A 12217-nucleotide genomic window follows, 5' to 3' on the forward strand; every position below is an offset into this window, starting at 1 on the left:
AGTAGTACCGTGTATTGTGGGGACCACCTCGCCAAGAGGTGTTTGGCCTTAGCCAGCAAGGACGACTTGCACGCGAGAATTTAGACCCCTTCGTGCAAACACCAGCCAGTCGTCGGTAGCCAGCGAAGCCGTTTTTTTGCCGCACACCTACGCTCAAACAAACGGCGCGATCTCTGGCGAGACCGCGCCGTTTTTCTATCTGCGACTGCCCGCCGACTCAGACGTTTTCGATTCCCAGCGCGGCGATGCCTGCGCGCGCGATCTGCGCATCCTGATCCGATTTCACGCCCGACACGCCCACCGCCCCGACGATATCCGTGCCGACGAAGATCGGCACGCCGCCTTCGAGCATCGCGGTCATGGGCGCGGACAGAAACGCGGTGCGCCCTTGCTTGATGGTGTCTTCGTAGACCTTCGTCTCGCGGCGCCCCAGCACGGCCGTGCGCGCCTTGCCCGTGGCCATTTCCACCGTGCTCGCGCCCGCGCCTTCCAGCCGATGCAAATGCAGCAGATGCCCGCCGTCATCGACGATGGCGATGGTCACGTTCCAGTTGTGGTTCTTCGCGTGCGCCTCGGCGGCGGCGGCCATGGCTAACACGTCATCGTCGGTCAGTGCGGGTTTCGTTCTCACTTGGCGCTCGCTCGTGTGCTGACGTTATCGGGAAAAGCCCCAGAACATCAGGTACCAGGCGCTGTCCACCACGGCCAGCGCAGCGATCAACCATAGCATCGAAATGAGCCGGGGACCAAGCGCCGACGCATAGCGTCCGGTCACGCGCCACGCGAGCCAGGCGCTCCACACGTTGGCAATTGCCAGCAGCGCGATGCGCAGGTCCGCGACCCACCACAGCGCCACGTGCTCGGCGCGCAGCAGCGAAACCGTCGTCGCCGAAAGTCCGAGGAACACGCCGACGCCCGCAATCGGAATCAGCGCGAGCGTGAGGTGATGCACGCGCGTCGCGCTCAATCTTCCGAGCATACGCGCGCCCATTGCGATCAGCGCGAGCAGCGTCGTGCCGTAGACCAGCGCCGTCGCGAGGATATAGCCGACGACCATTGTGCCGTCGAGCCACGAGAAGACGTCGTTCTGCTCCGGATAATGCGTGAACAGGAACCACGGCGCGTTGGTATCGAGCGGCCAGAGAATGTTGTGATCGATCAGCCAGCCCGCGAAAAACTGCTTGAGATCGACGAACCACGTGCTGACCGTCCAGTGAAACGCGCCGATAGCGATGCCGAGCAGGCCGTAGAGAATCAGCGCCGTGTCCCACGGATTCGCCGCCTTGTCGCCGAGCTTCACGACTTCCTCTGCGGGCGAGCGCCAGCTCAGCGCGATCGCGTCGCGGTGACCGCTGCAGCGCCCGCACATGTGGCAGTCCGCCGCGCCCTTCATGTTGCGCAGCGGCACGAGTGGCGCGCAGTTGATCGGAATGACGCGATGTCCGTGCTCGCCCTGCTTGTACGACCGGCGCCACGCGTCTTCGCTGACCTTGTAGTGAAACGGCGCGAGACGCGCGAGCAGCGAGAACACGCCGTTGACCGGGCACAGGTACTTGCACCACACGCGCTTTTCGCGGCCGTACAGCAGGCCGATGATCATCGCCGCGACGGTCGAGCCGCCGAGCACCAGCAGCACCGCCTTCGGATACTGATAGACGCTGACCATCTGGCCGTAGATGGTCGTCAAACCGAACGCGACGAACGGCCAGCCGCCCCAGCGCATCCAGCGCGGAATGGCGCGCCCGCGCCCGAAGCGGCTCGCGAACTCGGTCAGCGCGCCTTCCGGACACAGCACGCCGCACCAGACGCGGCCGAGCATGACCATCGACAGCAGCACGAACGGCCACCAGATGCCCCAGAACACGAACTGCGCCGCGAGCGTCAGGTTGTTCCAGAGATGCGCGGACCCGTCGGGCAGCGGCAGCACCGCAGGAACGATGATCAGAAACGCATACACGGCAACGACGACCCATTGAATCCCGCGGATCGTGCTGCCGTGCCGTTGCATCCAGTGACCGGCTTGCTGAAGCCGGCTCTGGCCTTGCATGCGTGGTTGCACGCTGTCTTGCATCGAGGAGCTCATGCTGGGCGCCCGGCCGCCTTCTGTTTCTGCGCCATCTGGCTATTCGAACGGCGCAACAAGAGATAGATCACGATCCAGTACACCGCATAGGCGACGAGATTCATCCCCGCCGGATGCGCGCGATACCCCGTCAGCGTCGCGACGAGCGAGCCGAAGGTGCTGGAGTCGTCGAGGATCGCGGACGTGCTCCACACCTGATTCACGATGACGGGCAGCACTTCCATGTCGATTAGCTTGTCGACGCCCGTCTCGAAAAGTCCCGCCGCGAGAAACAGCAGCATGATTTCGGTCACGCGGAAGAACGCGCGCCACGAGAACACCTTGCCGCCGAGCTGGAGCACGTAAAAGGTCAGGAGCGCGAGCCCGAAGCCGATGATGATCGCCGCGTACTGCGAAGCCGCGACGTGCCCGGACTGCCCGAAGCCGACGCCATACAGGAAGACGGCCGTTTCGCTGCCTTCACGCGCAATCGCGAGCGCGACCAGCAGCGCGATGCCCCACCAATGGCCGTCCTGCGTGGTCTTTTTGAGCGAAGTCTCCATGTCGCGCTTGAGCGTGCGGCCGTGGCGCTTCATCCACAGCACCATCTGCACGATCAGCAGGCACGCGACGAGCACCATCGCCGTCTGGAAGTAATCCTGTGCATTGCCGGACAGGACTTCGGTGAAGCCGATGAGGGCGGCGCCGAGGCCGACGGCCGCGAGCAAGCCCGCCGCCACGCCGAACCACAGATAAGGCAGGCCGCGACGCGCCTGATGATCGCCGTTCTTGAGCCACGCATGCAGAATGCCGACGACCAGAAGCGCCTCGACGCTTTCCCGCCAAACGATGAAAAGTACCTGCCCCATTATCGAACTCCCTGCCCGTTCTGCTGTATCGGCCGCGCTTCGCCCGTGAACGCGCCGCGCGGCTCAAACATCACTTTGCGACGATCACGCCCTGCGCCGTCTGGTGAAAATCGTCGAAGAACTTGTACTCGCCCGGATCGAGCGGCGCGATCACCACGAACGAATCGGCGCCCGGCGCGAGCACCTTCTCCTTGCGCAACTGCACGCTTTCGAATTCCGCCGCGCCCTTGCCAACGTTATGCACTTCGATCTTGATGCGCTGCCCCGCCGGCACTTCGATGCGCGCCGGATTCAGCTTGCCGTCGTTCATTTCGAGCTTGAACGTCGGCAGATCGGCTGCGCTCGCCGTAGCGACAAACATCGCGGACACCATGAGCGCAAGCACCTGAATTTTCGATTTCATTCGTCCTTTCCGAAGATGCACGCGCCCGCCAGCCGATGAAACTCCGGGCGCGCAAATCAAGCGACCTGCTTAGTAGCCGCCCTTCTTGCCGATGCCCGCGAACGGGAAGTCGTACTCGATGGTGAACGGCTTGAACCACGCACCGACGCCCGTTTCCTTGTCCGTGTGACGGCCGAACGCCATGTGGCCCATTTCCGACGGCGGCGAGACATGCAGCTTCAGGTGATACTTGCCCGGGCCGAAGAGCTTGACGTTGTCGCCGTAGTGCGGGCCGTCGCTGGCCACCATCGGCATCAGATCGCCCTTGATAGTCTGCGTCGTGCCGACCTTGCTCAACTCGTACGTGACGTTGAGGTAAGGCATCCAGTCGCCTTCGGCGAAACCGGTCGGATTGTTCTTGACCGCGTGAATATCCGCTTCCAGGTGGATGTCCGAATCCGACGCCTTGCGCATCATGCCTTCAGGCGCCATCGTGATCGGCTGAAGGTAGACGGCCCCCGTTTCCATGCCGCCTTCGATATGCTGTTTGCCGATCGGATATTCGGCAGCCGAGGCCGCCATCATCGCCGTGAGACCAGCGGCGGCGACGAGGCCGCGCATCAACGTTGAAACCATCAAACACACTCCTTCTTGTTATCGGTCGGCGCGTGCGGCGTTGCTTCGCGCTGCCATGCCACGAGACAGTCGCATCGGCGTTTTCCGTGAACCCGCTGGGTCACGGCGTAACGTTAATGCGAACCATTCTCAATGTTTGTCAGTTTAGCATCGTTTGATGCGGCGAACAATTTGACGGAGTGAATGGGACTAACGCTGGTAAGGGTTTTCGGCTGTCGGGCGGCTTTCACGGACGGTGATGAACGGCGGCGACTTTCCCGTCCGCCGCCTTCCGCACGGTCACTTGCCGCCGATTCCGCTCACCTGATCGCTTACGCTCGCGCCGAACACGCGCTGGCGAAGGAGCGCCAATTGGTCGCGGGTCTGCGCCGCCTTTTCGAATTCGAGATTCTTGGCGTGGTCCATCATCTGCTTTTCGAGGCGCTTGATTTCCTTCGCGATCTGCTTCTCGCTCATGTCCTCGAACTTGGCGCGCGCCTGCGCTTCCTTCAGCTCGGCGCGCGCTTCGTCGGCGCTGTAGACGCCGTCGATGATGTCCTTGATGCGCTTTTCCACGCCGCGCGGCGTGATGCCCATCGCCTGGTTATGCGCGATCTGCTTCGCGCGCCGCCGCTCGGTTTCGTCGATGGCGCGCTTCATCGAATCGGTCATGTTGTCGGCATAAAGAATCGCCTTGCCGTTCACATTGCGCGCCGCCCGGCCGATGGTCTGGATCAGCGAACGCTCGGCCCGCAGGAAACCTTCCTTGTCGGCGTCGAGAATCGCGACGAGTGACACTTCCGGGATATCCAGGCCTTCGCGCAGCAAGTTGATGCCGACGAGCACGTCGAACGTGCCGAGGCGCAAGTCGCGGATGATTTCGACGCGCTCGACCGTATCGATATCGCTGTGCAAATAGCGCACCTTCACGCCGTGATCCGAGAGGAATTCGGTGAGCTGCTCTGCCATGCGCTTGGTCAGCACGGTGACGAGCACGCGCTCCTGTGCGGCCACGCGCGCGTTGATTTCCGAGAGCACGTCGTCCACCTGCGAGCGCGCGGGACGCACTTCGATTTCCGGATCGACGAGACCGGTCGGGCGCACGAGCTGTTCGGCGACCTGCCCTGCTTTCTTTTGCTCGTAATCGGCGGGCGTCGCGGACACGAAGATCGCCTGACGCATCTTGCGCTCGAACTCGTTGAACTTGAGCGGCCGGTTGTCGAGCGCCGACGGCATGCGAAAGCCGTAATCGACGAGATTTTCCTTGCGCGCGCGGTCGCCGTTGTACATGCCGTTCAACTGGCCGATCAGCACGTGCGATTCGTCGAGCAGCATCAGCGCGTCGGGCGGCAAGTAATCGACGAGCGTCGGCGGCGGCTCGCCGGGCGCCGCGCCCGAAAAGTGCCGCGAGTAGTTCTCGATGCCCTTGCAGAAGCCGAGTTCCTGCAGCATTTCCAGGTCGAAACGCGTGCGCTGCTCCAGGCGCTGCGCCTCGACCAGCTTGCCCTCACTATGAAAGAACTCGAGGCGGTCGCGCAGTTCTCCCTTGATCGTCTCGATGGCGCGCATGACGGTGTCGCGCGGCGTCACGTAATGCGACGACGGATACACGGTGAAGCGCGGAATCTTATTGCGCACGCGTCCGGTGAGCGGATCGAAGAGTTGCATCGCCTCGATCTCGTCGTCGAAAAGCTCGACGCGCACCGCCATCTCGGCATGTTCCGCCGGAAAGATGTCGATGGTGTCGCCGCGCACGCGGAACGTGCCGCGCTGGAAGTCCGCTTCGTTACGGTTGTACTGCATCGCGATCAGCCGCGCGATGATGTCGCGCTGGCCGAGCTTGTCGCCCGTGCGCAGCGTCAGAATCATCTTGTGATACTCCGACGGATTGCCGATACCGTAGATCGCCGACACGGTCGCCACGATCACCACGTCGCGCCGCTCCAAGAGGCTCTTCGTGGCCGAAAGCCGCATCTGCTCGATGTGCTCGTTGATCGACGAATCCTTCTCGATGAACAGATCGCGCTGCGGCACGTACGCTTCCGGCTGGTAGTAGTCGTAGTACGAGACGAAGTACTCGACCGCGTTACGCGGAAAGAACTCGCGGAATTCGGCGTAAAGCTGCGCGGCGAGCGTCTTGTTCGGCGCAAAGACGATGGCCGGCCGGCCGAGCCGCGCGATGACGTTGGCCATCGTGAACGTCTTGCCGGAGCCCGTGACGCCGAGCAGCGTCTGGAACGACAAACCGTCCTCGACGCCTTCGACGAGCGTCGCGATCGCGCCCGGCTGGTCGCCTGCGGGCGGATACGGTTGATAGAGCTGAAACGGCGAGCCGTCGAAGGTGACGAACTTCGACTCGTCCAGTGCGTCGGGCGCTTCGATGAGGGTATCGGACATGGGAAACGGAGTCTTCGCCGGGACAAACACTTATTCTAGCGGCTGCCGGAAAACCGGCGCTGCGCCCGGACGGGTGCGGAATCGGGCGTCGGGATGACGCGCATGGAAAAACACATTGGGTTCGCGCGGCCTATCTCAAGCGCCATTTGCGGCGCAGTCGCCGTCCCTCTCAGGCGAACCGGTAAAAAGCACGCGCGTGCAAGCAATGGCGTGTGATCGCACGCCGAAAAAATGCGACGGATTCGATACAATGTGCGACTGGGCCGAACGCCACGCGAGGGTTTCAATCCACGCCGCGCCATCGAAGCCCGCGCGCCGCGCCGCTTTTCGTCACCGGGGCGCGACCAAGCTCCGCACGTTAGCCGTCCGCTTTTGCCGCAGCCTGTCCTTTCAACACTGCCGATAGATCATGTCCCTATTCTCTGCCGTCGAACTCGCCCCCCGCGACCCGATTCTGGGCCTCAACGAAGCCTTCAACGCCGATCCGCGCCCGACCAAGGTCAATCTCGGCGTCGGCGTCTACACGAATGAAGAAGGCAAGATTCCGCTGCTGCGCGCCGTGCGCGAAGCGGAAAAAGCTCGCGTTGAGGCTGCGCTGCCGCGTGGTTATCTGCCGATCGACGGCATCGCCGCCTATGACGCCGCCGTGCAGTCGCTCCTGCTCGGCAAGGAATCGCCGCTCGTGGCCGCCGGCCGCGTCGTCACGGCGCAGGCGCTCGGCGGCACGGGCGCGCTCAAGATCGGCGCGGACTTCCTGAAGCGCGTGAACCCGAACGCGGTCGTCGCGATCAGCGATCCGAGCTGGGAAAACCATCGCGCGCTGTTCGAAGGCGCGGGCTTCGAGGTCGTCAACTATCCGTACTACGATGCCGCGACGCACGGTGTGAATTTCGAAGGCATGCTGGCCGCGCTGAACGGCTACGCGGCGGGCACGGTCGTCGTCCTGCACGCGTGCTGTCACAACCCGACCGGCGTGGACCTGACGGATGCGCAATGGGCGCAGGTCGTCGAAGTCGTGAAATCGCGCAACCTGGTGCCGTTCCTCGACATCGCCTATCAGGGTTTCGGCGAGAGCATCGAGGCCGACGCCGCTGCCGTGCGCCTTTTCGCCGCGGCCGATCTGAACGTGTTCGTGTCGTCGTCGTTCTCGAAGTCGTTTTCGCTCTACGGCGAGCGCGTCGGCGCATTGACGATCATCACGGCGAGCAAGGAAGAGTCGGCGCGCGTACTGTCGCAACTCAAGCGCGTGATCCGCACGAATTACTCGAACCCGCCGACGCACGGTGGCTCGATCGTCGCAGCGGTGCTGGCGTCGCCCGAATTGCGCGCGACGTGGGAGCAGGAACTCGGCGAAATGCGCGACCGCATCCGCGCGATGCGCAATGGCCTCGTGCAGCGTCTGAAGTCAGCGGGCGTCGACCGTGATTTCTCTTTCGTCGACAAGCAGCGCGGCATGTTCTCCTACTCGGGCCTGACCGCCGCTCAGGTCGACCGCCTGCGTGAAGAGTTCGGCATCTATGCGGTGAGCACGGGCCGTATCTGCGTGGCTGCGCTCAACACGCGCAATCTGGATGTCGTGGCAAATGCTGTCGCGAGCGTGCTGAAGTAAGCGTAAGACGTACTCGCGCGCATCTCTGCAAATGAAAATGGCGTCTTTCGGCTGAAAGACGCCATTTTTCTTGTGCGCAAGTTTGCTGCTGCGGACGACTACAGCGCGCGGGACGCGGTTCCCACGACAGGCGCGCCCTCGTCCGATTCGACGAGACCATAGGAAATCGCACGCGCCAATTCGGCGCTCACGCTCGCGACGCCCGTCTCTTTATGACGGACGGCAGCGGATTCTCGCTCCTTCGCATGCATGCAGAAGGTCAGCGCGGCCAGCAGTAGGACCGCGAGAGGCCAGTAGGTCGATATTTTGTTTCTCATGGGACTACCTTCGTTGGACGCCGGAGCAAGCGGATCGCCCACTTGTCGACACTCGGGATGTTACGGAATCGGCCATCTCTTAAAAAGCCGCCTGCAAGCGAAAGTCCGTTGCGCAGAGAACAACAAGCAAGGCGCCGGCCTGACTCAAACGCCGACTGAAATTGTGACGGCGGTCATAAAACCTTACAAACTTCTTGGGGACATTGACGTCAAGCTGATGTCTCATGAAACATGCTTGCAACGAAACGCCCAACTGTCATGAAAGTCGCTGGATTGCTCGTTTTCTCCTCTGCGTTGCTGCTCGGCGGCTGCGCAGCCTATCCCGATGGACCCGCATACGGCGGCTATCCCGCGCCCTACGGCGAACCTGGTTACGACGCTTATGGCTATGGCGGTCCGGTGATGCAGCCGGGCGTCGTGATCCAGGGCGGCTACTACGGCGGCGGCGGATACTACCCCGGTCCTGGGCGTTACTGGGACGATGGTCCCGGCTGGCGCCACGCGCCTCCTCGCGGATGGAACGAGGGCCGCCGCGGCGGACCTCCGCCCGGTCATGACGGAGACGGTGGCCGGCCGCAGCATGGCGGAGGGGGAAATCCGCAGGCCGGCGGCCCGCCGCACGGCGGTGGCGGCGGACCGCTGCCACAAGCGGTCGGCGGCGCGCGGCCGCGGCCGCCACAGGCGGCGCCTGCGGGCGGCCACGGCGAAGGCGGTCACGGGGGCGATCAACGGGGCTTTCTCGGGCGCACCGGCGGTTAACGCGCACGCATTCGAATCACGCTGTATCGAAAAGGCCGCGCCGGATCACGCGATCCGGCGCGGCCTTTTTTCGTTTCGCAGGCGATCGATCAGCCGATGTGCGACTGCTGCGCCTTATACAGTTCCCGGAACGTGCGCCCAACCGGCGCCGGCATATCGCGCGTGGCGGTCCATCCCGAGCCGAACGGTAGCCGCGAGATCGCTTTCCGATCGCCGCCCGCCCGCTCCAGCACCCGCACCGCCAGCTTGGTCAACAGCGCGTAGGCTGCGGGCCGCATCGCCAGATAGCCCCAGGCGGCGAGCGCCGCCCGCTCCGTCCAAGGCCGCAGGCGCCGCTCCATTTGCTTCTCTCGCAGCTTCCGAAGCAGGTCGGAAATGGGAATCCCGACTGGGCAGACGCTGTTGCATTCGCCGCAGAGCGTCGCGGCCTGCGGCAGATCGAGCGCCTTGTCGATACCGACATACGCCGGCGTGAGCACCGATCCCATCGGTCCTGGGTACACCCAGCCGTACGCATGTCCGCCGATCTTCTGATAGACGGGGCAATGATTCATGCACGCGCCGCAGCGGATGCAGCGCAGCATCTCCTGAAAGTCGCCGCCGATCAGCCCGGTTCGCCCGCCATCGACGAGCACGAAGTACATGTGTTCCGGCCCGTCCGTCTCGCCGGGCGCACGCGGGCCGGTGAGCAGCGAGAAATAGTTCGAGATGGTCTGGCCGGTCGCGGAACGCGGCAGAAGGCGCATGGCGGTGGCGAGATCCTCCAGCGTGGGCAGGATCTTTTCGATGCCCGTCACCGCCACGTGCACGCGCGGCATGACGGTGCACATGCCTTCGTTGCCTTCGTTCGTCACGACGGCGACCGATCCCGTCTCCGCGATCAGGAAGTTGCCGCCCGTCACGCCCATGTCCGCGGTCATGAAGTGCGGACGCAGGACTTCGCGGGCTTCACGCGTCATCGCGGGAATCTCAGTCAGGCGCGGCTTGCCGTGCGTCTTCGCGAACAGGTCGGCGATCTCGTCCTTATCCTTGTGCACCACCGGCGCGATGATGTGGCTCGGCGGCTCGTTGTCGTTGATTTGCAGAATGTATTCGCCGAGATCCGTCTCGATGGACTGCACGCCCATCTCGCCGAGCACGCGGTTCAACTGCATTTCCTCCGAGACCATCGACTTCGTCTTGATGACCTTCTTCACGCCGTGCTCACGCGCAATCTCGGCGACCAGGCGCGCCGCGTCCTGCGTCGATTCGGCGTAGAGGACGGTCGCACCGCGCCGCGCCGCCTCGCGCTCGAAGGTTTCGAGCCACACGTCGAGGTTCTCCAGCGCGCGGTTGCGCCGTTCCTTGAGCGCCGCTCGCGTGGCGTCGAAGTCGATGTCGCGCACCGCGCTCGCCCGCGCGCTGACGAACTTCGTCGAGAGCTTGGTGAGGTTCTGCTGGAGCCGCTCGTCGGCGAGCTTGCTGCCGGCGCGCGCCTTGAAGTGCATCGTCTGGACTTGCATGGCTTCGTCTCGTGGTTGCGTCGCGTGCGGATCAGGTGCGGCGCTGCGAATCGCCAGCGAGCACCTGCGCGATATGCAGCACGCGCGTCGTCGTGTCGCCTGTGCGGCGCAGACGCCCTTCGATATTCAACATGCAGCCGAGATCGCCGAGCACGACCGCGTTCGCGCCGCTCGCCTTGATATTCGCGCATTTCTCGTCGACGATCGCCGTCGAAATAACGCCGTACTTCACCGCGAACGTGCCGCCAAAGCCGCAACAATGCTCGCAGCCGGGCATCTCCGTGACCGGCACGCCCGCCTGCGCGAGCAGTTCGCGCGGCTGCGACTTCACGCCCAGTTCGCGCAGGCCCGAGCAGGCGTCGTGGTAGGTGACGAGACCGTCGAACACGCCGGGTTCCATGCGCGCTTTCGCGACGGTGACGAGAAAATCGGTCAGTTCGAAGACGCGCGGCTGCATGCGCGAATAGCGGTTCATGAGTTCGGGATCGTCGCGAAACAGATCGCCGTAATGGGCGCGGATCGTGCCGCCGCACGAACCCGACGGCACGACGACATAGTCGAACTGCTCGAATTCACGCAGTGTTTTCTCGGCAAGATCGCGTGCGAGCCGCCGGTCGCCGGAGTTGTACGCAGGCTGGCCGCAGCACGTCTGGGCAGGCGGCACGCTCACCTGAAAGCCGGCGCGTTCGATCAGCTTGATGACCGAGAAGCCGATCTCCGGTCGCATCGTGTCGATGAGACACGTGACAAATAAGCCGACTCGCATGGCGTTCCCTCGTTGTTGTTTGTGCGGAGCGCGTCGATTATCCGCCAAAGCGGAGCCGTTTCGAATGCGCCGGCTTTTCACATTATGAGATACAATCGCCATTCCGCTGTTTGACGCATCAACCGATTCAGACGATGAGCGATACGAACCCGGAATCAAAGACATCCATTCAGGTCATCGAGCGCATGATGAGTCTGCTCGACGCCCTCGCCGATCACACCGATCCGGTCAGCCTGAAAGAACTCTCGCACAATACCGGTCTGCACCCTTCCACCGCGCACCGCATCCTGAACGACATGGTGCTGTGCCGCCTCGTGGATCGCTCGGACCCGGGCACGTACCGGCTCGGTATGCGTCTACTCGAACTCGGCAATCTCGTGAAAGCGCGGCTGTCGGTGCGAGAAGCGGCAATGTCGCCGATGCGCGAGTTGCACCGCCAGACCGGGCAGACGGTGAATCTTTCCGTCCGTCAGGGCGATGAAATCGTGTATATCGAGCGCGCCTATTCGGAACGCTCGGGCATGCAGGTCGTGCGGGCCATCGGCGGGCGCGCGCCGCTGCATCTCACATCGGTCGGCAAATTGTTTCTCGCCGCCGACGAAGCGGCCCGCGTGCGCGCCTACGCCATGCGGACGGGTCTCTCGGGCCACACGCAGAACAGCATCACCGATCTCGCCAAGCTCGAACGGGAGCTGGCGTTCGTGCGCCAGCAGTCGTGCGCCCGTGACAACGAGGAACTGGAGTTGGGCGTGCGCTGCATCGCGGCAGGCATTTACGACGACACCGGGCGGCTCGTCGCGGGTCTGTCGCTTTCCGCGCCGGCCGACCGGCTGCAGGACGCCTGGCTCAAGCAATTGAGCCATACCGCGCTGGAGATTTCGCGTTCGCTCGGCTATCACGAAGAACAGCCGAACGGGGCGCATTAGCCGCAACGTTGAG

The 12217-nt window shown here is 63.6% G+C and carries 12 protein-coding genes; 3 read left to right on the forward strand and 9 right to left on the reverse strand.

The window, feature by feature from the left end; all coding sequences use genetic code 11:
• Positions 1 to 217: 217 nt before the first annotated feature.
• The 6 genes from P9239_RS13065 to uvrB form a co-directional block, all read right to left on the reverse strand.
• Positions 218 to 631 (reverse strand): heme-binding protein, encoded by a 414-nt coding sequence (locus P9239_RS13065; RefSeq protein WP_309751448.1) that lies wholly within the window; start codon positions 629 to 631, stop codon positions 218 to 220.
• Positions 632 to 655: 24 nt separating this feature from the next.
• Positions 656 to 2047 (reverse strand): 4Fe-4S binding protein, encoded by a 1392-nt coding sequence (locus P9239_RS13070; protein WP_309754035.1) that lies wholly within the window; start codon positions 2045 to 2047, stop codon positions 656 to 658.
• 32 nt (positions 2048 to 2079) lie between these two features.
• Positions 2080 to 2931: an FTR1 family protein gene (locus P9239_RS13075; protein ID WP_309751450.1), complete on the reverse strand. Its 852-nt coding sequence runs from the start codon at positions 2929 to 2931 to the stop codon at positions 2080 to 2082.
• 70 nt (positions 2932 to 3001) lie between these two features.
• A complete protein-coding gene (locus P9239_RS13080) occupies positions 3002 to 3334 on the reverse strand; it encodes a cupredoxin domain-containing protein (protein WP_404980013.1) in 333 nt (110 codons plus the stop codon).
• Between the two features lie 69 nt (positions 3335 to 3403).
• A complete protein-coding gene (locus P9239_RS13085) occupies positions 3404 to 3949 on the reverse strand; it encodes an iron transporter (protein ID WP_404980012.1) in 546 nt (181 codons plus the stop codon).
• 279 nt (positions 3950 to 4228) lie between these two features.
• The gene (gene uvrB, locus P9239_RS13090) at positions 4229 to 6325 is read right to left on the reverse strand and encodes an excinuclease ABC subunit UvrB (protein ID WP_309751455.1); all 2097 of its coding nucleotides are present in this window, start codon (positions 6323 to 6325) and stop codon (positions 4229 to 4231) included.
• A gap of 409 nt (positions 6326 to 6734) precedes the next feature.
• Here uvrB and P9239_RS13095 point away from each other — a divergent pair, with 409 nt between their 5' ends.
• On the forward strand, positions 6735 to 7934 hold the full coding sequence (locus P9239_RS13095) for an amino acid aminotransferase (protein WP_309751458.1): 1200 nt from the start codon (positions 6735 to 6737) through the stop codon (positions 7932 to 7934).
• Between the two features lie 98 nt (positions 7935 to 8032).
• On the opposite strand, the gene P9239_RS13100 is transcribed toward P9239_RS13095, so the two are convergent.
• Positions 8033 to 8251: a hypothetical protein gene (locus tag P9239_RS13100; protein ID WP_309751460.1), complete on the reverse strand. Its 219-nt coding sequence runs from the start codon at positions 8249 to 8251 to the stop codon at positions 8033 to 8035.
• A 258-nt stretch (positions 8252 to 8509) separates the two neighbouring features.
• Between P9239_RS13100 and P9239_RS13105 the strand changes: the two genes are divergently transcribed.
• Complete coding sequence (locus tag P9239_RS13105) at positions 8510 to 9010, forward strand: hypothetical protein (RefSeq protein WP_309751462.1); 501 nt, start codon at positions 8510 to 8512, stop codon at positions 9008 to 9010.
• Positions 9011 to 9099: 89 nt separating this feature from the next.
• On the opposite strand, the gene P9239_RS13110 is transcribed toward P9239_RS13105, so the two are convergent.
• Together P9239_RS13110 and P9239_RS13115 are read right to left on the reverse strand one after the other, a co-directional pair.
• The gene (locus P9239_RS13110; protein ID WP_309751465.1) at positions 9100 to 10512 is read right to left on the reverse strand and encodes a lactate utilization protein B; all 1413 of its coding nucleotides are present in this window, start codon (positions 10510 to 10512) and stop codon (positions 9100 to 9102) included.
• Positions 10513 to 10543: 31 nt separating this feature from the next.
• The gene (locus P9239_RS13115) at positions 10544 to 11278 is read right to left on the reverse strand and encodes a (Fe-S)-binding protein (protein ID WP_309751467.1); all 735 of its coding nucleotides are present in this window, start codon (positions 11276 to 11278) and stop codon (positions 10544 to 10546) included.
• A gap of 134 nt (positions 11279 to 11412) precedes the next feature.
• Between P9239_RS13115 and P9239_RS13120 the strand changes: the two genes are divergently transcribed.
• Positions 11413 to 12204: an IclR family transcriptional regulator gene (locus P9239_RS13120; RefSeq protein ID WP_309751470.1), complete on the forward strand. Its 792-nt coding sequence runs from the start codon at positions 11413 to 11415 to the stop codon at positions 12202 to 12204.
• The last annotated feature ends 13 nt before the right edge of the window (positions 12205 to 12217 follow it).

This window comes from Caballeronia sp. LZ062, assembly GCF_031450785.1.
Taxonomy (GTDB): Bacteria; Pseudomonadota; Gammaproteobacteria; order Burkholderiales; family Burkholderiaceae; genus Caballeronia.

Bases quoted from the DNA above. Each gene is read 5' to 3' on its own strand.
- P9239_RS13110 (WP_309751465.1), bottom strand. From the start codon at position 10,512: ATGCAAGTCCAGACGATGCACTTCAAGGCGCGCGCCGGCAGCAAGCTC.
- P9239_RS13095 (WP_309751458.1), top strand. From the start codon at position 6,735: ATGTCCCTATTCTCTGCCGTCGAACTCGCCCCCCGCGACCCGATTCTG.
- uvrB (WP_309751455.1), bottom strand. From the start codon at position 6,325: ATGTCCGATACCCTCATCGAAGCGCCCGACGCACTGGACGAGTCGAAG.
- P9239_RS13085 (WP_404980012.1), bottom strand. From the start codon at position 3,949: ATGGTTTCAACGTTGATGCGCGGCCTCGTCGCCGCCGCTGGTCTCACG.
- P9239_RS13120 (WP_309751470.1), top strand. From the start codon at position 11,413: ATGAGCGATACGAACCCGGAATCAAAGACATCCATTCAGGTCATCGAG.
- P9239_RS13080 (WP_404980013.1), bottom strand. From the start codon at position 3,334: ATGAAATCGAAAATTCAGGTGCTTGCGCTCATGGTGTCCGCGATGTTT.
- P9239_RS13075 (WP_309751450.1), bottom strand. From the start codon at position 2,931: ATGGGGCAGGTACTTTTCATCGTTTGGCGGGAAAGCGTCGAGGCGCTT.
- P9239_RS13070 (WP_309754035.1), bottom strand. From the start codon at position 2,047: ATGCAAGGCCAGAGCCGGCTTCAGCAAGCCGGTCACTGGATGCAACGG.
- P9239_RS13115 (WP_309751467.1), bottom strand. From the start codon at position 11,278: ATGCGAGTCGGCTTATTTGTCACGTGTCTCATCGACACGATGCGACCG.
- P9239_RS13105 (WP_309751462.1), top strand. From the start codon at position 8,510: ATGAAAGTCGCTGGATTGCTCGTTTTCTCCTCTGCGTTGCTGCTCGGC.
- P9239_RS13100 (WP_309751460.1), bottom strand. From the start codon at position 8,251: ATGAGAAACAAAATATCGACCTACTGGCCTCTCGCGGTCCTACTGCTG.